Here is a 16,938-nt window from a genome sequence, read left to right as displayed (position 1 = left end):
CGTCGGCGCCCGCGGTCGGGTCCGCGCCCGTGGCTGTTCCGGCGCCCGCGCCGCCCGTGCCCGTACCGGCGCAGGCGCAGCCCCCGGCCACCGCTCCGGCTCCCGCCGGCCCTCCCCTTCCGGCCAATCCTCCGGTCACGATCACCGCTCCCGTGTCGGTCGCCGCCCCGGTCCCGCTCTCCGCGCAGGCACCTGTCCCCGCCGCCCTTCCCGCCCCCGCTCCCGTCCCGGCGCACCCGCCCATCTACCAGGACGTGCTCTCCCTCTGGGCGAGCCAGGGCCGCACCCTGCCCGGCCACAGCGACCAGGAGTGGACCCGGCTCGCCGCGGGGCCCGTCTGGGCGGACCGGACCGTCCGGGTCAGCGGGACTCTGGTCCGACCAGGTGACGGGCGATGACCACCCGCTGGATCTGATTGGTCCCCTCGACGATCTGGAGCATCTTGGCCTCGCGCAGGAAACGCTCCACCGGGAAGTCCGCCGTGTAGCCGTACCCGCCGAGCACCTGCACCGCGTCCGTCGTGACCCGCATCGCGGCGTCCGTGCAGAAGAGCTTCGCCATCGCCGCGCACCGGCCGAAGGGCCGCCCCTCGTCCCGCAGCCGCGCCGCCTCCAGGTACAGCGCCCGGCCCGCCTCGACCTGGGTCGCCATGTCGGCGAGGAGGAAGCGGAGTCCCTGGAAGTCGGCGATCGGCCGGCCGAACTGGCGGCGCTCCCGGGCGTACCCGACGGCCGCGTCGAGGGCGGCCTGCGCGAGCCCCACGGCGCAGGCGGCGATGCCGAGCCGCCCCGAGTCCAGGGCGTCGAGCGCGATCGCGAAGCCCTGTCCCTCCCCGCCGAGCCGCCGCGCGTCGGGGACCCGTACGCCGTCGAAGCGGAGTTGCGCGGTGGGCGAGCCGCCCATGCCCATCTTCCGTTCGGGCGGGTCCGCGCCCAGGCCCGGCGCGTCCCCCGGGACCAGGAAGGCCGTGATGCCGCGCGCGCCGGGGCCGCCGGTGCGGGCCATGACCGTGCAGAAGTCGGCGATCCCGCCGTGCGTGATCCACGCCTTGGTGCCGTCGATCGTCCACGCGTCGCCGTCGCGGACGGCCCGGGTCCGCAGCGCCGCCGCGTCCGACCCGGCGGAGGGTTCGGAGAGGCAGTACGCGCCGAGGAGGCCGCCGCCCAGCATGGCGGGCAGGTGCGCGGCCCGCTGCTCCTCGGTGCCGAAGCCGGCGAGCGCGTGGCAGGAGAGGGTGTGGACGCTGACGCCGAGGCCGACGGTGAGCCGGGCCGCGGCGAGCTCCTCCAGGACCTGGAGGTACACCTCGTACGGCTGGCCTCCCCCGCCGTGGGCGGGGTCGTAGGGCAGTCCGAGGAGTCCGGAGCGGGAGAGCAGCGCGAACAGCTCGCGGGGGAAGCGTCCGGCGGCCTCCTCGGCCGCGGCGGACGGGACGATCTCGCGCCGGGCGATGTCGCGCACCAGGGCGATCAGCTCGCGGGCCTCGTCGGTGGGCAGTCGGCGCTCCACGCCGTCCGCGGGGGTGTCGGGCACGGCCGCTCCTCCCTGCCGGGCGCGGGCGGACCGCGCGCGGGATGCCGGGGTCGGGGGGAGTATGCCCGCCCCGGGGGCCCGGATCACACGGCCGCCGGGGGTTCACACGGCCGCCGAAGGATCGGACCGGCGCCGGGGGATCACACCGACGCCGTCACATGAGGCCCGCCCGGGTGACGAGCACGGCGAGCAGCACGACCAGGGTCCAGCCGAGGACGCTCTCCAGGAGCTTGGGGCCGTCGTCGTCCCGGGGGCCGCCCGTGCGGGCGCGGAGGAGGGCGGGGCTGTGGGTGGTGGAGGTCATGGCGACCACCATGCGCCACGGGGACGGCCCGGGGGTAGAGATGTCCGTCACGTCCCCCGGGACCGCACCGCCGCGCCGGAGGGGGCCGGGGGCCCCGGGGGCCTTGTGCCGGGCGGGCGGGCGCCGGCCGGCGGGGAGACGCGGCGGGCCCCTTCTGTGCCGGAGACCACGTCGCCGTACGCGCGCCCGGAGCGGCCGCCCGCGCTCGGGCTCCGGGGCCGGTGGCACCCGGGCACTGCCCGCGCCCGGGGTGGCCCCCTTCCCCCGGGCTCCCGACCCGACGGCACCCGGGCACTGCCCACATCCGAGGTGGTCGCTCTCCCCCGGGCTCCCGGCCCGGTCGCACCCGGTCACCGCTCGCGTGCCCCGGACGGCCGACCGGCCCTACTTGCGGCCGATGCCCCCGTACATCGCGACGTCCGGTGCCGGCCGCTCCGGTCGCCAGGCGGAACAGGAGACCACGCCGGGTTCCAGCAGCTCCAGGCCGTCGAAGTAGCGCGCGACGGCGGCGGGGGTCCGCTGGGTGAGCTTCGGCGTGCCGTGCTCGTTCCAGAACGCCACCGCCGCGTCGACGTCCGGCATGTCGGGGTGGGTGACTGTGTGGGACAGGACGAGGTGGCTGCCGGGCGCGAGCGCGTCCATGAGCCTGCGGACGATTCCGTACGACTCCTCGTCGTCCTCGACGAAGATGACGACCCCGAGCAGCATCAGCGCGACCGGCCGCGAGAGGTCGAGCGTCTTCGCCGCGGCGGCGAGGATCGTGTCGACGTCCCGCAGGTCGGCGTCCAGGTAGTCGGTGGCGCCCTCGGGCGTCCCGACCAGCAGGGCGCGGGCGTGCGTGAGGACGAGCGGGTCGTTGTCCACGTAGACGACCCGCGCGTCGGGGGCGACGCGCTGGGCGACCTCGTGGGTGTTGTCGGCGCTCGGCAGCCCCGTCCCGATGTCCAGGAACTGCCGGACGCCCTCCTGCCCCGCCAGGTGCCGCACCGCCCGCCCCAGGAACAGCCGGTCCGCCTTCGCGTAGTCCCCGATCCCCGGGTGCAGTTCCCGGATCCGGTCGCCGGCCTCCCGGTCGACCGGGTAGTTGTCCTTGCCGCCGGTCCAGTAGTTCCATATCCGGGCGGTGTGCGGCCGGGACGTGTCGATGCGCGATTCGATGTCGGTCACGCCCTCAACGTAGCGCAGCTCCCCGCCAACTCCCTTGCCCCGCAGCGCATGTGGTAACGCATGGGGTGGCGGGGCGTCACTCGGCGTCGAACTGGTGGTCGGCCCAGACGTAGCTTTCGGGGAGCAGGTCGGCGACGGGGACGCTCCGGAGGCGGTCGCCCCGGCCGACGACGACCTCGATGGCCGGGAAGTAGTCGAGGAGGACCTGCCGGCACCGGCCGCACGGCGGGACGACCCCCCGGTCGCGGTCGCCCACCGCGACGATCGCGTCCAGCTCGTAGGCGCCCTGGGCCGCCGCCGTCCCGATGAGGACCAGCTCGGCGCAGGGCCCTCCCGTGAAGTGGTGGGCGTTCACCGCCGTGACGATCCGTCCGTCCCGGGCACGGGCCGCGGCCGCCATGGTGTGGTTGTCGCCCCGACAGCGCGTCCGGGCGACGTGCGCCGCCGCCCGGACGAGTTCGTGGTCGACGGAACGGGTCTGCGGGGCCATTTCCTCCGCCTTCCTCAGATATCACGCGAGGCCGACCCGGACGGCGGGAATGCGCAAGCCGGTATCGGCGGTGTGCTCGTCTCCACCGGGAGGCGCGACGGAGCGATCCGGCGGAGACGGCACGACGGCGGGGCCCCGCGCGCTCACACCAGGCCGAGCGCCCTCAGCACGAGGTCCTGCCCCGGTGTCGGCCCGGTCGGCCAGTAGACGTAGCAGACCCCGCCCGTACCGCTTCTGACCTTGCCGTTCGCGTCGTAGCGCTTCGTGCGGAGCCAGATGTTCTCCCACTCGCGCCGCCGGTAGACCCGGCGGACCGCCTCGTTGCTGGAGGAGGCGGGGTCGTTGGCGACGACGTCGCCGGCCGGGGTGAAGCCGACGACCGTCATCAGGTGGCCCGCGGTGCCGTAACCGGCGCCGGTCAGCTCCTCCTTGAGGAAGGACTGCGACGTTATGGCCGGGATGCCGACGCGGACCAGGCTCTCCAGTTCGGCGAGCGAGCGCAGCCGGGTGACCACGGCGTTCATGCCGGGGTACGTGGCGGCGTAGGCGGCGTTGAAGGGCCAGTTGCCGCAGCCCTCGTACTGGTTGTCGTAGGTGAAGCGGGCCGCGTGGCAGATCTGCGGGTCGGCGAAGGCCGGGTCCACCCAGGCCAGGTCCTCCGCCGAGGGCCGGCGCCCCCAGTACTCGACGATCATCTGCGAGGAGGTCGGGCTGCACCAGGCCTCGCCGCCGTTGTCGTACTCGGGGTACTGCCCGACGTGGGTGTTCTGCGAGTAGCGCGGCACGGCCAGTTCGCGGGCGGGGCCGGGCACGGAGGCCGGGACGGTGAAGCGGTCCGGGACGTCCGAGGCCATGGCGCCGATCCGCCACACCGTCGGGGTGAGGCCGCTGCCCGGCGCCCGGTACAGGGTCAGCCGCAGCCGGTACGAGCGCAGCCGCAGCCCGCTCGCCGGGTCGTCGATCGCGAAGGTGTCGGTCCAGACGCTGCTCCTGCCGTCGGTCTGGTCGTCGACCGAGGTGCGCCGGATGTCTCCCTGCCCGTCTCCGGAGGTCCAGCGGCCCAGGACGTACCAGGGGACGGCGGTGGAGTCGGAGTACGTGCCGGACAGCTCGACCTGGATCCAGGTGCCCGGGGGCGTGCGGGCGTTCCAGGAGGCGATGACCTCGGTGGCGGGCACGGCCGGGGTGTACTCGGGGGAGGTCCAGCTCGCGTGCTCCCAGGCCGAGGTCCGTCCGGTGTGCGGGTCGGTGTAGTCGGTGCGGCCGGCGGGCCGGGCGAGGACCAGGCCCGGACGGGTGCCGGGGACCGCCTGCGTACCGGCGGCGGTGCCGCGCCGCCAGTCCGCGTACGAGGACCAGAAGCGGTTGTCGACCGTGCCGGGCGCGGGGACGCGTCCCCGGCGGGCGCCGGCGGGGAGGGCGGAGGCGACGGCGGGGACGGCGGAGGCGGCCGTTCCCGCGGCGGCCGCGAGCGCCGCGGCGAGGACGGTTCTGCGCGGGGTGGAGCTGGTCATGGGCGGTGACCCCCAGTCGAGAACGGTGGACGTGCGTGGGTGCCGGCGTGCGGAGGTGCGGAGGTGCCGAGGTACGGGTGCGGTGCCGTGGTGTCGTGCGGGCCTGTCGGTGTGCGGATGCGGTGCTGCATGGATTTATCGATATGCGGGTGCGGTGGTGCGCGGACCTGTCGGTGTGCCGATGTGTCGACACGTGGGCGTGCGGACATCCCGCCCGCCTGCCGCGCACCCCCGGACCGCGGGCGCGCGGACGGGTCGCGCGGGCCCACTATCCCGGCCCCGGCGGGCCTCCGCCAGCACTTCGCCCCGCGTCGCCGCACCAATATTGGTCTCGTCCACTGACGGCGGTACCTCCCTGACCTGGGGCGGTTCCCGCTCCCCTACCCTGGGGCCATGGACGACCCCGACCGCGCGGCGCACGCGCTGCTCCGGCTGCCGCCCTCCTGCGGGCCGGTCCGGCTGGTCGCGGTCGACGGCCACGCGGGCTCCGGCAAGTCCACCCTCACGGCCCGCCTCTCCGCCGCCCTCGGCGGCGCCCCCGTCCTCCACCTCGACGACCTCGCCACCCACGAGGAGCTCTTCGGGTGGACCGGCCGGCTGCGGGAGCAGGTCCTGGAGCCCCTCGCGCGGGGTACGGCCGCGGCGTACCGTCCGTACGACTGGCGGCTGCGGCGCTTCGGCGAGCCGCGCGCGCTGCCCCCGGCGCCGGTGGTCCTCGTCGAGGGCGTCGGCGCGGGCCGGCGGGCCGTGCGCCCCCACCTGGCGCGCCTGCTCTGGATGGAGCGCGGCGCGGAGGAGTCCTGGGCGCGGGGCCGGCGCCGGGACGGTCCGGAACAGGCCGCGTTCTGGGACGGCTGGACCGTGGCGGAGACTCGCCATTTCTCCGAGGACCCCTCCCGGCCCTTCGCCGACGCCCTGGTACAGGAGTGCGAAAAGGGGTACGAGTGGCTTCCCGGGCCCTGCGTGACAGCGGGCACGGACCAGATCATCACCCACCGTGACGGCTTTCCGTCCGTGAACTGAGGGGTCCGGAGTCCACTTGCGCAAGTGCTCCAACTGCGCTTGACCCAAGGGCCGTACAGGTCTTACGTTCTGAATGTGCGGCTTTTCGGAGCCGCCGCGGACGCGAAGCCCCCGGTTGTTCCCCCGTGATCGGGGGCTTCGTTCTGCCCCCGGGACCCCTTCCGGAGCCCTCTCCGGGGCCCTTCGCGTCCCCCGGCGCTCACCCAGGGTCACCGCTTCCGGATCATGCGCTTCTCCTTAAGCGCCCACCCCCTGCGCAGGTACGATGCCCGCAGTGCGGTCAAATCCCGTCCATGCGATGACGGTTGTGGGGGACCCGATGGACATCGGCACACAGGGCTCGCAGCCCCCGGCCGAGCTCGCCTGGCTGCGCGGAGTCGACGCCTACACGATGGGCGCCTATCCGCAGGCGGAGGACGAGTTCCGGGCGGCGGTACGGATCGATCCCGGCATGGCGGACGCCTGGCTCGGGCTGCACGCGCTCCGGGTCGACACCACGACCGCGCTGCTGCGCATGTACCGCCACCGCGAGCGCTTCGGCGAGCAGCGGACCCGCTACCGGCGCACCCTGAACTCCTGGTACTGGCTCGGCTGGTGGGTGCAGCCGGTCCTGGAGAGCCCGCGCGACCTGCTGCTCGCGCACGCCTCCCACTGGCTCGACGGGCGCCACGTGCCCGAGCTGGACCGGGCCCTGGCGGGGCTCCCCCCGGTCGACACCGACCCCCAGGTGCGCTTCCTGCACGCCTGCCGGGCCTATCTCGTCAAGGACTGGGACCAGCTCGTGCGGCACACCGAGCCCCTCGTCGACGACCCGCTGCTCGGCATCGAGGCCGGGCTCTTCGGCGGCATGGCCCGGGTGCGCCTGGAGATGTACGGCCAGGCCGAGCCGCTGCTCTCGGCCTCCCTGATGCGGTGCCGCAGCGAGCAGCCGCAGCGCAAGGAGCTGCGGTACTGGCTCGCCCGCGCCCACGAGGGCACCGGGCGCAGCGCCGCCGCCCTGCCGCTCTACCGGGCCGTGCACCGGATCGACCCCTCCTTCATGGACACGGCGGCGCGGCTCGCGGCGATCACCGAGTACGACGGTTTCGAGGGGTACGACGGCCTGGAGGATCCGGCCGGGCTCGCGACGGTCGCCCTGGGCACGGTCGGCGGCGGGCTCGGCCAGGACGCGGTGGACACCGTGCCGGGCGCCGAGCCCGACACCGGCGGACTCGGCGACGGGCTGCGGCTCGCGCCCGATCCGGCGCCGCCGGTCGCACCGGCCGCGCCTCCGGAGGTCGTACGGCAGAAGGTCCGGGTCCCCCGGCAGCCCGAGCCGCCGCGCTTCCCGGCCGGTCCCACCGATCCGGCCCTGCTCGCGGAGGCGCTGGCCGAGCTGGAGGGCATGGTCGGCCTCGAACCGGTGAAGCGCCAGGTCAAGGCGCTCTCGGCGCAGCTGGAGATGGCGCGGCTCCGGGCCGACCAGGGGCTGCCGGTCCAGCCGCCGAAGCGGCACTTCGTCTTCTCCGGTCCCTCCGGCACCGGCAAGACCACGGTCGCCCGGATCCTGGGCCGGGTCTTCTACGCCCTCGGGCTGCTCGGCGGGGACCACCTCGTGGAGGCCCAGCGGGCCGATCTGGTCGGCGAGTTCCTGGGCCAGACGGCGGTCAAGGCCAACGAGCTGATCGACTCGGCGGTCGGCGGGGTGCTCTTCGTGGACGAGGCCTACGCGCTCTCCAACACCGGATACAGCAAGGGCGACGCGTACGGCGACGAGGCGCTCCAGGTGCTCCTGAAGCGGGCCGAGGACAACCGCGACCACCTGGTGGTCATCCTGGCCGGCTACCCCGAGGGCATGGACCGGCTGCTCTCCACCAATCCCGGGCTGTCCTCCCGGTTCACCACCCGGGTCGACTTCCCCTCGTACCGGCCGCTCGAACTCACCGCCATCGGCGAGGTCCTCGCGGCGGCCGACGGGGACGGCTGGGACGACGAGGCCCGCGACGAGCTGCGCTCGATCAGCGGGCACGTCGTCGAGCAGGGCTGGATCGACGAGCTGGGCAACGGGCGCTTCCTGCGCACCCTGTACGAGAAGTCCTGCGCCTACCGGGACCTGCGGCTCTCCGGCTACCCGGGCAGCCCGACCCGGGAGGACCTGGCCACCCTCCGGCTCGCGGACCTCATGCAGGCGTACGGCGAGGTGCTGTCGGGCCGCGGTCCGGTCGACCGCGGCCCTCAGCAGGAACCGCCTGGGTACTAGCCCGGCCCCCTAGCTCCGCGCGGGAGCCGGGGACGGGGCCGCGGTCGCGCCCGGGGCCGTGACCGGGATCGTGACCGAGGCCGCGACCGTGGCGGTCCGGGGGCGCACCCGGTGCGCGGGGTCGCGGACCTCGCCCACCAGCATCTCCAGGACGTCCTCCAGGGCGACGAGTCCGAGGACCCGGCCCGTGCCGTCCGCGACCTGCGCCAGATGGGTCGCGGCGCGGCGCATCACGGTGAGGGCGTCGTCGAGCGGCAGCTCCGCCCGGAGCGTCGCCATCGGCCGCCACAGCCGCTGCGGCACCGCCCGCTCCCGCTCCTCCAGGTCGAGGACGTCCTTCACATGCACGAAGCCCATGAAGGCGGCGCCCGCCTCGGCGCGGACCGGGAAGCGCGAGTACCCGGTCCGCACGGTCAGCTCCTCGATCTCGCGCGGGGTGACGGACGGCGGGACCGTGACCAGGGAGGCGGAGGTGATGAGGACGTCCGTCACCGGACGGGAGCCCAGTTCGAGCGCGTCCTCCAGGCGCTCCTGCTCGGCCGGGTCGAGCAGACCGGCCTGTCCGGCGTCCTCGACGAGCCGGCCGAGCTGGGCGCTGGTGAAGACGGCCTCCACCTCGTCCTTCGGCTCGACCTTGAACGCCCGCAGGACCAGCCCGGCGCAGGCGCCGAGGGCGGTCGTCACGGGGCGGCAGAGCCGGGCGAAGCCGACGAGGGCCGGGGCCAGCCACAGCGCGGTCCGTTCGGGCGCGGCCATCGCCAGGTTCTTCGGGACCATCTCGCCTATGACGAGGTGGAGGAAGACGACGGCGGCGAGGGCGATGACGTAGCCGAGCGGATGGATCAGGCCCTCGGGGACCCCGACCGCGTGGAAGACGGGTTCGAGGAGCCGGGCGACGGTCGGCTCGGCGACGGCGCCGAGCGTCAGTGAGCAGACGGTGATGCCGAACTGCGCGGCCGCCATCATCCGCGGCAGGTTCTCCAGGCCGTACAGGACCTGCTTGGCCCGGGCGCCGCCGAGCGGCTCGATCTGGCTGCGCCGGACGGAGACGAGCGCGAACTCGGCCCCGACGAAGAAGCCGTTGGCGAGGACCAGGAGGAGGGCGAAGAGGAGTTGCAGGGTGTTCATCGGGCGCCCTCCGCGACCAGCGGGCCGACGGAGGCCGTCGACACCGGCACCGGGTCCGGAGCGGGATCCGGTTCGGGGTCCGCCCGGACGATCCGGACGGACTCGGCGCGGTAGCGGTCGACCCGGCGGACCGTGAGGTGCCAGCCGGGCAGTTCGACTCGGTCCCCGGCGACGGGGATGCGCCCGAGGAGGTCGGCGACGAGCCCGGCGACGGTCTCGTACGGCCCGTCGGGCGCGTCGAGGCCCATCCGGCGCAGTGTGTGGACCCGGCAGGAGCCGTCGGCCTCCCAGGCGGGGCGTCCGTCCTCGGCGGGGGCGGCGACCAGCTCGGGCCGTCCGTCGGCCGCGGTGTCGTGCTCGTCGCGGACCTCGCCGACGAGCTCCTCGACGATGTCCTCCAGGGTGACGACGCCGGCGGTGCCGCCGTACTCGTCGACGACCACCGCGATCGGCTGTTCCCTGCGCAGCCGCTCCAGGAGCGTCTGGACGGGCAGCGACTCGGGGACGAGGAGCGGCGGGACCGCGATCCGGCCGACGGGGGTGCGTGGTCGGGCGTGCGGGGCGACGGCGAGCGCGTCCTTGAGGTGGACCATGCCGACGATCTCGTCGATCCGGTCGCGGTAGACCGGGAAGCGCGAGAGGCCGGTGGCCCGGGTGAGGTTGAGGACGTCGGCCGCGGTGGCGTCCCACTGGAGGGCGTTGACCTTCACGCGCGGGGTCATGACCTGCTCGGCGGTGAGGCCGCCGAGGGACAGGGTCCGTACGAAGAGGTCGGCGGTGTCCTGTTCGAGGGTGCCGGCCAGGGCCGAGTGCCGGGCCAGGGAGACCAGCTCGCCGGGGGTGCGGACGGAGTCCAGCTCCTCGGTGGGCTCGACGCCGAGGAGCCGGACGAGCCGGTTGGCGACCCGGTTGAGCAGGGAGATCACCGGTCGGAAGAGGGCGGAGAAGCGGCGCTGCGGGGTGGCGACGAAGCGGGCCACCTGGAGCGGCCGGGAGACCGCCCAGTTCTTGGGCACCAGCTCGCCGACCACCATCTGGACGGCGGAGGCGAGCAGCATCCCGATCACCACGGACACCCCGGAGACGGCCCCTTCGGGCAGTCCGGTGGCGGTGAGCGGCCCGTGCAGCAGCCCGGCGAGCGCGGGCTCGGCGAGCATGCCGACGACGAGCGAGGTGAGGGTGATGCCGAGCTGGGTGCCGGAGAGCTGGAAGGACAGCTCGCGCAGCGCGGTGACGACGGTGCGGGCGCGCCGGTCGCCGGCGGCCGCGGCCCGCTCGGCCTCGGCGCGCTCGACGGTCACGAGACCGAACTCGGCGGCCACGAAGAAGCCGTTGGCGAGGATCAGGAGGAAGGCCGCGACGAGCAGCAGAAGGGAGATGATCATGCCGCCGCCTCCTGGGAGGGGGCGGCGCATGTATTACCGGACGATCCGTCCATTGCTGGAGGGAGTCACTCCTCGGGTCGAAGGAAAGGCCTCGCGGGCCGCTGCTGCGGCCCTGCACACGCGAGGCGGTGGTGCGCTCGGCACCACCGCCTCCAGATTAGTCACGCGAACGCCCCGAGGGGCAGGGGGTCGGCTCCGGATGGGGGACGGACCGGGGTTCCCCCGGACGTTCCGCCCGGTGGAGACCCCTGGGGCCGCCCCGGTGCCGCCCCGGTGCCGGCTCCGGGGTTCAGGCGCCCTCCGCGCCCGTCCCGCGGCTCTCGGCCAGGTCCCGCAGGGCGCGGGCGTCGCGGACGGCCGCCTCCCTGGCGATGCCGGGCTGGATGCCGAGCACGGGCAGGCTGGTGCCGTCGCTCAGGTCCAGGAAGACCCACGGGTCGCCGGAGCGGAGGTTGACGCGGAGGATCTCCGCCCAGGCGAGGCGCCGGGAGCGGGTGATGTTGACGACCGTGACGCCCTCGTCGTCGGCGACGACCTTGGGACGGCTCAGCAGGACGAGGACCCCGAGGAAGAGCGCGGCCGTGAAGACAAAGCTGGCCCGCTCCCCCGGTCCGAGCCGCTCCAGCAGCATCGCCACCAGGGTGACGGTGGCGAACATCGCGATCCCCACGGTCAGCAGGACGGCCCGGGTGCGGCCGGGGCGGAAGGTGACCGGGAGGGCGGGCGTCGTGGACTCGGACATGGGGTTCCTCGGTGCCTGGTGGTGCTGGTGGGACGGGCGGCGTCCGGCCGTCAGAGGCGGCAGGCGTGGATCGCGGTGGTGAGGATGGCGCGGGCGCCCAGCTCGTACAGGTCGTCCATGATCCGCTGCGCCTCCTTGGCGGGGACCATCGCGCGGACGGCGACCCAGCCCTCGTTGTGCAGCGGGGAGATGGTGGGCGACTCCAGGCCGGGGGTGAGGGCGACGGCCTGCTCCAGGTGCTCGGCGCGGCAGTCGTAGTCCATCATCACGTACGAGCGGGCGACGAGGACGCCCTGGAGGCGGCGGAGGAACTGCTGGACCTGCGGGTGGTCGTCCGTGGCGCCCTGGCGGCGGACGACGACGGCCTCGGAGGTGAGGATCGGCTCGCCGATGACCTCCAGGCCGGCGTTGCGCAGGCTGGTGCCGGTCTCCACGACGTCCGCGATGACCTGGGCGACGCCGAGCTGGATCGCGGTCTCGACCGCGCCGTCCAGGTGCACGACGGAGGCGTCGATGCCCTGGTCGGCGAGGTGCTTGGCGACGATGCCCTCGTAGGAGGTGGCGATCGTCATGCCGCCGAAGTCCTCGGGTCCGCTCGCGGTGCCCGGACGGGTGGCGTACCGGAAGGTGGAGCGGCCGAAGTTCAGCGGGAGGATCTCCTCGGCGCTGGCGCCGGAGTCCAGGAGCAGGTCGCGGCCGGTGATGCCGATGTCCAGCTTCCCGGAGGCGACGTAGATCGCGATGTCCTTCGGACGCAGGTAGAAGAACTCGACCTCGTTGTCGGGGTCGATGACCACCAGCTCCTTGGACTCCTTGCGCTGGCGGTAGCCGGCCTCATGGAGCATGGCCGACGCAGGTCCGGAGAGGGAACCCTTGTTGGGGACGGCGATGCGCAGCATGGGACGGCTTCCTTTGCCTGGGGAGTTGTCGTGCGGGGAGCGGGTGCGGCTCAGAGGTGGGCGTAGACGTCGTCGAGCGAGATCCCGCGGGCGACCATCATCACCTGGACGTGGTACAGCAGCTGCGAGATCTCCTCGGCGGCGGCTTCCTTGCCCTCGTACTCGGCGGCCATCCAGACCTCGGCGGCCTCTTCGACGACCTTCTTGCCGATGGCATGGACGCCCTTGTCCACCAGTTCCGCGGTGCGGGAGGTGGCCGGGTCGCCGGTCTCTGCCTTGAGCTTCAGCTCGGCGAAGAGCTCTTCGAAGCTTTTACGGGTTGTGTTCGCCATGATGGTCCTAAGAGTACGGGGTGCCCCGGCGCCACTCAGCGCCAGGGTTCGCTGACCGTGCGCAGTGTGGTGGCGGTGGCGACGGCGGCGGTGACGGCCTCGTGGCCCTTGTCCTCGGAGGAGCCCTCCAGGCCGGCCCGGTCGAGCGCCTGCTCCTCGTTGTCGACGGTGAGGACGCCGAATCCGACGGGTACGCCGGTGTCGATCGAGACCTGGGTGAGGCCGTGGGTGACGCCCTGGCACACGTACTCGAAGTGCGGCGTTCCGCCGCGGATGACGACGCCGAGCGCCACGATGGCATCGTAGCCGCGCCCGGCGAGGACCTTCGCCACGACCGGGAGCTCGAAGCTGCCGGGGACGCGCAGCAGGGTCGGTTCGTCGATGCCGAGCTCGCTCAGGGCGCGCAGGGCGCCGTCGACGAGGCCGTCCATGATCTTCTCGTGCCACTGGGCAGCGATGACCGCGACCCGGAGGTCGCCGCAGTTCTTCACGCTGAGGACGGGTGCGCCCTTGCCGCTCATGTCTCTCCTTGAACCGTGTGGAAGGTGGGGCGGGTGTTACTGGTTGCCGCAGGTGGAGGCCGGGGAGCCGTCCAGCCAGGGGAGGTCGTGGCCCATCCGGTCCCGCTTGGTGCGCAGGTAGCCGAGGTTGTGCTCGCCGGCCTGGACCGGCATGGGCTCGCGGCCCCGTACGACGAGGCCGTGCCGGGTGAGGGCGTCGATCTTGTCGGGGTTGTTGGTCATCAGGCGCAGGCTGCGGACGCCGAGATCGACGAGGATCCGCGCGCCGGCCGCGTAGTCGCGGGCGTCGGCGGGCAGTCCGAGCTCCAGGTTGGCGTCGAGGGTGTCGCGGCCGCGCTCCTGGAGTTCGTACGCGCGCAGCTTGGACAGCAGGCCGATGCCGCGGCCCTCGTGGCCGCGCAGGTAGACGACGACGCCCCGGCCGGCCTCGGTGATCCGGTCCATGGAGGCCCGGAGCTGGGGGCCGCAGTCGCAGCGCAGCGAGTGGAAGACGTCGCCGGTCAGGCACTCGGAGTGGACCCGGACGAGGACGTCCTCGCCGTCGCCGACCTCGCCGTGGACGAGGGCGACGTGCTCGACGCCGTCGACGGTGGAGCGGTAGCCGTACGCGGTGAAGTCGCCGTGCGCGGTGGGGAGGCTGACCTCGGCCTCGCGGCGGACGGTCGGCTCGGCGGAGCGGCGGTAGGCGATCAGGTCCTCGATGGAGATGATCGTGAGGCCGTGCTTGCGGGCGAAGGGGACGAGCTCGGGCAGGCGCAGCATGACGCCGTCCTCGCCGGCGATCTCGACGATGGCGCCTGCCGGGCGCAGGCCCGCGAGGCGGGCGAGGTCGACGGCGGCCTCGGTGTGCCCGTTGCGGACGAGGACGCCGCCGGCCTTGGCGCGCAGCGGGAAGACGTGGCCGGGGCGGACGAAGTCGGAGGGCTCGTGGCGTCCGCTCGCCAGCATCCGCAGGGTGGTGGCGCGGTCGGCGGCGGAGATGCCGGTGGTGACGCCGTGGGCGGGGGACGCGTCGACGGAGACGGTGAAGGCCGTGCGCATCGACTCGGTGTTGTGCGCGACCATCTGCGGGAGTTCGAGGCGCTCCAGCTCCTCGTCCTCCATGGGGGCGCAGATCAGGCCGCGGCACTCGCTCATCATGAAGGCGACGATCTCGGGGGTGGCCTTCTCGGCGGCGATGACGAGGTCGCCCTCGTTCTCGCGGTCCTCGTCGTCGACGACGACGACGGGGCGGCCGGCGGCGATGTCCCGAATGGCCTGCTCGACGGGGTCGAGGGCGAGGTCGGCGGCGTCCCAGGAGGGGAGGGAACTCATGCGTGGGCTCCTTCCGGAGCGGGGGCGGTGCGGGAGCGGAGCCACCAGTCGCGCATGCCCCACAGGACGAGCGCGCCGTAGATGACGTAGACGAAGCCGGAGAAGGCGTAGCCGTTGGCGAAGTTCAGCGGGACGCCGACCAGGTCGACGAGCAGCCAGGCGAACCAGAACTCGACCATGCCCCGGGCCTGGGCGTACATGGCGACGACGGTGCCGACGAAGATGTACGCGTCCGGCCAGGGATCCCAGGACAGGTCGGGGAAGGCCTTGAAGAGCAGGGCGACCGCGACGGTGCCGGCGGCGGCAGCGGCGATCATGGCGCCGCGCTCGCGCCAGGTGGCGAAGCGCACAGTGATGTGGCCGTCCGCTCCCTGGCCCTTTCCGCGCTGCCACTGCCACCAGCCGTAGAGCGCCACGAGCACGACGACGACCTGCTTGCCCGCGCTGCCGGCGAGGTGACCGTAGAAGGCGCCGAAGAGGATCAGGCCGGCGAGGAACTGCACGGGCCAGGTCCAGACGGAGCGGCGCCAGCCGAGCGCGAGGGCGGCGAGCCCGAAGATGTTGCCGATCATGTCGGACCAGATGATGCGCTGGTCGAGGACGGTGAACGCCTCGGAGTTGAGCCAGTTCACTTGACGTTCTCCCCGGCGTTCGGGCCGAGCAGCCGCTCGACGTACTTGGCGATGACGTCCACTTCCAGGTTGACCGGGTCGCCGCCCTTCTTGATGCCGAGCGTGGTCAGGTCGAGGGTGGTGGGGATGAGGCTGATGGTGAACCAGTCGTCGCCGACCTCGACGACGGTGAGGCTGACGCCGTCGACCGTGATGGAGCCCTTCTCGACGACGTAGCGGGCGAGGTGGGCGGGGAGGCCGACCCTGACCAGCTCCCAGTGCTCGGACGGGGTGCGCTCCAGGACAGTGCCGGTGCCGTCGACGTGGCCCTGGACGATGTGGCCGCCGAGGCGGCCGCCGACGGCCATGGGCCGTTCCAGGTTGACGCGGGAGCCGACGCCGAGGGCGCCGAGGCTGGACCGCTTGAGGGTCTCGGCCATGACGTCGGCGGTGAACTCGCCGTCGCCGTGCTCGACGACCGTGAGACAGACACCGTTGACGGCGATGGAGTCGCCGTGCTGGGCGCCTTCCGTGACCAGGGGGCCGCGCAGTCGGAAGCGGGAGGCGTCCTCCAGCCGCTCGACGGCGACGACCTCGCCCAGTTCTTCGACGATTCCGGTGAACACGGTCAGGCTCCCTTGAGGGTGGCGGTGATGCGGAGGTCGGGTCCGATGCGGACGGTCTCGGTGATGTCGAGCCGCAACGCTTCGGTGATGGTGCGGATTCCCGCTCCGGCGAGGGCCTGCGGGCCGTCGCCGAGGAGGACGGGGGCGAGGTAGCCGACGACCTGGTCGACGGCGCCCACCGCGACGAAGGAGCCCGCGAGGGTGGGGCCGCCTTCGAGGAGGACGGAGCGGACGCCCCGGGCGTGGAGCGCGTCGAGCAGGTCGGGCACGCCGATCCGGCCGTCGCGCAGGGGCAGCCGGAGCGGTTCGGCGTCGGGCAGGTGCCGGGTGTCGGCGTCCTCCCCGACGACGACCAGGGTGGGCGCGGCGTCGTCGAGGACGCGGGCGGTCGGCGGGATCTCGGCGCGGGCGTCGAGGACGACCCGCAGCGGCTGGACCGCGCCCTCGATCCCCCGGACGGCGAGGTGGGGGTCGTCGGCGCGCAGGGTGCCGCCGCCGACCAGGACGGCGTCGGACTCGGCGCGCAGCCGATGGACGTCGGCGCGGGCCTCGGGCGAGGTGATCCAGCGGGAGGTGCCGTCGGCGGCGGCGATCCGGCCGTCGAGGGTGGCGGCGTACTTCCAGCGGACGAAGGGGCGGCCGCGGCGCACGGAGGTGAGCCAGGCGATGTTGCCGGCCTCGGCCTCGTCCTCCAGGAGTCCCCGCTCGACCTCGACGCCAGCGGCGCGCAGGGTGTCGGCACCGCCGGTGGCCTGCGGGTTCGGGTCGCCGACCGCGTAGACGACGCGGCTGATCCCGGCCTCGATCAGGGCCCGGGAACAGGGTCCGGTGCGGCCGGTGTGGTCGCAGGGTTCGAGGGTGACGTAGGCGGTGCCGCCGCGGGCGAGGACGCCGGCCTCGCGCAGGGCGTGGACCTCGGCGTGCGGGCCGCCGGCGCGCCGGTGGTGGCCCTCTCCGACCCGGTGTCCGGAGGCGTCGGTGATGACGCAGCCGACGACGGGGTTGGGGCTGGTGGCGCCGAGTGCGCGGGCGGCGAGCTCGACGGCGCGCCGCATGGCTGTGGTGTCGGCCTGCCGGTCCACCGGGTCCTCCTGCCTCTTCGGGCACGGA

Annotated in this window: 18 protein-coding genes; 3 read left to right on the top strand and 15 right to left on the bottom strand. The window is 73.8% G+C overall.

Features of this window, described 5'->3' with window-relative positions; all coding sequences use genetic code 11:
- Nucleotides 1-152 precede the first annotated feature (152 nt).
- Nucleotides 153-398: a hypothetical protein gene (locus AB0398_RS30305; protein WP_366378852.1), complete on the top strand. Its 246-nt coding sequence runs from the start codon at nt 153-155 to the stop codon at nt 396-398.
- Here AB0398_RS30305 and AB0398_RS30300 read toward each other — a convergent pair.
- From AB0398_RS30300 to AB0398_RS30280, 5 genes are all read right to left on the bottom strand, one after another.
- A complete protein-coding gene (locus AB0398_RS30300; protein ID WP_366378851.1) occupies nt 361-1,533 on the bottom strand; it encodes an acyl-CoA dehydrogenase family protein in 1,173 nt (390 codons plus the stop codon). The genes AB0398_RS30305 and AB0398_RS30300 overlap by 38 nt on opposite strands.
- A gap of 154 nt (nt 1,534-1,687) precedes the next feature.
- Nucleotides 1,688-1,837, bottom strand: a complete 150-nt coding sequence (locus tag AB0398_RS30295) for an SCO1431 family membrane protein (protein WP_366378850.1) — start codon at nt 1,835-1,837, stop codon at nt 1,688-1,690.
- 384 nt (nt 1,838-2,221) lie between these two features.
- Nucleotides 2,222-3,004 carry an SAM-dependent methyltransferase gene (locus AB0398_RS30290; RefSeq protein ID WP_366378849.1) on the bottom strand — a complete coding sequence of 261 codons (783 nt, stop codon included), beginning with the start codon at nt 3,002-3,004 and terminating at the stop codon, nt 2,222-2,224.
- A gap of 76 nt (nt 3,005-3,080) precedes the next feature.
- Nucleotides 3,081-3,494, bottom strand: coding sequence for a cytidine deaminase (locus AB0398_RS30285; RefSeq protein WP_366378848.1), 414 nt, complete (start codon nt 3,492-3,494; stop codon nt 3,081-3,083).
- A gap of 143 nt (nt 3,495-3,637) precedes the next feature.
- The gene (locus AB0398_RS30280) at nt 3,638-5,008 is read right to left on the bottom strand and encodes a C39 family peptidase (RefSeq protein ID WP_366378847.1); all 1,371 of its coding nucleotides are present in this window, start codon (nt 5,006-5,008) and stop codon (nt 3,638-3,640) included.
- 393 nt (nt 5,009-5,401) lie between these two features.
- Between AB0398_RS30280 and AB0398_RS30275 the strand changes: the two genes are divergently transcribed.
- Both AB0398_RS30275 and AB0398_RS30270 read left to right on the top strand, forming a co-directional pair.
- Entirely contained in the window at nt 5,402-6,031 is a 630-nt protein-coding gene (locus AB0398_RS30275; protein ID WP_366378846.1) for a hypothetical protein, read from the top strand.
- Nucleotides 6,032-6,350: 319 nt separating this feature from the next.
- Nucleotides 6,351-8,270 (top strand): AAA family ATPase, encoded by a 1,920-nt coding sequence (locus AB0398_RS30270; protein WP_366378888.1) that lies wholly within the window; start codon nt 6,351-6,353, stop codon nt 8,268-8,270.
- Nucleotides 8,271-8,279: 9 nt separating this feature from the next.
- Here the strand turns inward: AB0398_RS30270 and AB0398_RS30265 are convergent, their stop codons facing one another.
- The 10 genes from AB0398_RS30265 to ribD all read right to left on the bottom strand — a co-directional run bounded on the left by AB0398_RS30265 (nt 8,280) and on the right by ribD (nt 16,910).
- Nucleotides 8,280-9,398 carry a hemolysin family protein gene (locus tag AB0398_RS30265; protein WP_366378845.1) on the bottom strand — a complete coding sequence of 373 codons (1,119 nt, stop codon included), beginning with the start codon at nt 9,396-9,398 and terminating at the stop codon, nt 8,280-8,282.
- A complete protein-coding gene (locus tag AB0398_RS30260; protein ID WP_366378844.1) occupies nt 9,395-10,783 on the bottom strand; it encodes a hemolysin family protein in 1,389 nt (462 codons plus the stop codon). Before AB0398_RS30260 ends, AB0398_RS30265 begins: the two co-directional genes overlap by 4 nt.
- Nucleotides 10,784-11,072: 289 nt before the next feature.
- Nucleotides 11,073-11,525 (bottom strand): PH domain-containing protein, encoded by a 453-nt coding sequence (locus AB0398_RS30255; protein WP_366378843.1) that lies wholly within the window; start codon nt 11,523-11,525, stop codon nt 11,073-11,075.
- Nucleotides 11,526-11,575: 50 nt separating this feature from the next.
- Nucleotides 11,576-12,424, bottom strand: coding sequence for an ATP phosphoribosyltransferase (gene hisG, locus AB0398_RS30250; RefSeq protein ID WP_366378842.1), 849 nt, complete (start codon nt 12,422-12,424; stop codon nt 11,576-11,578).
- A 50-nt stretch (nt 12,425-12,474) separates the two neighbouring features.
- Entirely contained in the window at nt 12,475-12,756 is a 282-nt protein-coding gene (locus tag AB0398_RS30245; RefSeq protein ID WP_366378841.1) for a phosphoribosyl-ATP diphosphatase, read from the bottom strand.
- A 35-nt stretch (nt 12,757-12,791) separates the two neighbouring features.
- Nucleotides 12,792-13,277, bottom strand: coding sequence for a 6,7-dimethyl-8-ribityllumazine synthase (gene ribH / locus AB0398_RS30240; protein WP_024760819.1), 486 nt, complete (start codon nt 13,275-13,277; stop codon nt 12,792-12,794).
- 36 nt (nt 13,278-13,313) lie between these two features.
- Nucleotides 13,314-14,591, bottom strand: a complete 1,278-nt coding sequence (locus AB0398_RS30235; protein ID WP_366378840.1) for a bifunctional 3,4-dihydroxy-2-butanone-4-phosphate synthase/GTP cyclohydrolase II — start codon at nt 14,589-14,591, stop codon at nt 13,314-13,316.
- Nucleotides 14,588-15,223 (bottom strand): nicotinamide mononucleotide transporter family protein, encoded by a 636-nt coding sequence (locus AB0398_RS30230; protein WP_366378839.1) that lies wholly within the window; start codon nt 15,221-15,223, stop codon nt 14,588-14,590. The genes AB0398_RS30235 and AB0398_RS30230 overlap by 4 nt, the downstream gene beginning before the upstream one ends.
- Nucleotides 15,220-15,828, bottom strand: coding sequence for a riboflavin synthase (locus tag AB0398_RS30225; protein ID WP_366378838.1), 609 nt, complete (start codon nt 15,826-15,828; stop codon nt 15,220-15,222). The genes AB0398_RS30230 and AB0398_RS30225 overlap by 4 nt, the downstream gene beginning before the upstream one ends.
- A 2-nt stretch (nt 15,829-15,830) precedes the next feature.
- Complete coding sequence (gene ribD, locus AB0398_RS30220; protein WP_366378837.1) at nt 15,831-16,910, bottom strand: bifunctional diaminohydroxyphosphoribosylaminopyrimidine deaminase/5-amino-6-(5-phosphoribosylamino)uracil reductase RibD; 1,080 nt, start codon at nt 16,908-16,910, stop codon at nt 15,831-15,833.
- Nucleotides 16,911-16,938 lie beyond the last annotated feature (28 nt).

The organism is Streptomyces sp. NPDC086147, from assembly GCF_040702165.1.
GTDB lineage: Bacteria > Actinomycetota > Actinomycetes > Streptomycetales > Streptomycetaceae > Streptomyces.
Note: the sequence above shows the minus strand (reverse complement) of the source record. Positions and strands in the feature narration are given on the sequence as shown.

What these genes read in the sequence shown, in the direction of transcription:
- AB0398_RS30245 (WP_366378841.1), bottom strand. Translation starts at nt 12,756, where the DNA reads ATGGCGAACACAACCCGTAAAAGCTTCGAAGAGCTCTTCGCCGAGCTG.
- AB0398_RS30275 (WP_366378846.1), top strand. Translation starts at nt 5,402, where the DNA reads ATGGACGACCCCGACCGCGCGGCGCACGCGCTGCTCCGGCTGCCGCCC.
- AB0398_RS30235 (WP_366378840.1), bottom strand. Translation starts at nt 14,591, where the DNA reads ATGAGTTCCCTCCCCTCCTGGGACGCCGCCGACCTCGCCCTCGACCCC.
- AB0398_RS30260 (WP_366378844.1), bottom strand. Translation starts at nt 10,783, where the DNA reads ATGATCATCTCCCTTCTGCTGCTCGTCGCGGCCTTCCTCCTGATCCTC.
- AB0398_RS30285 (WP_366378848.1), bottom strand. Translation starts at nt 3,494, where the DNA reads ATGGCCCCGCAGACCCGTTCCGTCGACCACGAACTCGTCCGGGCGGCG.
- AB0398_RS30280 (WP_366378847.1), bottom strand. Translation starts at nt 5,008, where the DNA reads ATGACCAGCTCCACCCCGCGCAGAACCGTCCTCGCCGCGGCGCTCGCG.
- AB0398_RS30265 (WP_366378845.1), bottom strand. Translation starts at nt 9,398, where the DNA reads ATGAACACCCTGCAACTCCTCTTCGCCCTCCTCCTGGTCCTCGCCAAC.
- AB0398_RS30255 (WP_366378843.1), bottom strand. Translation starts at nt 11,525, where the DNA reads ATGTCCGAGTCCACGACGCCCGCCCTCCCGGTCACCTTCCGCCCCGGC.
- hisG (WP_366378842.1), bottom strand. Translation starts at nt 12,424, where the DNA reads ATGCTGCGCATCGCCGTCCCCAACAAGGGTTCCCTCTCCGGACCTGCG.
- AB0398_RS30270 (WP_366378888.1), top strand. Translation starts at nt 6,351, where the DNA reads ATGGACATCGGCACACAGGGCTCGCAGCCCCCGGCCGAGCTCGCCTGG.
- AB0398_RS30295 (WP_366378850.1), bottom strand. Translation starts at nt 1,837, where the DNA reads ATGACCTCCACCACCCACAGCCCCGCCCTCCTCCGCGCCCGCACGGGC.
- ribH (WP_024760819.1), bottom strand. Translation starts at nt 13,277, where the DNA reads ATGAGCGGCAAGGGCGCACCCGTCCTCAGCGTGAAGAACTGCGGCGAC.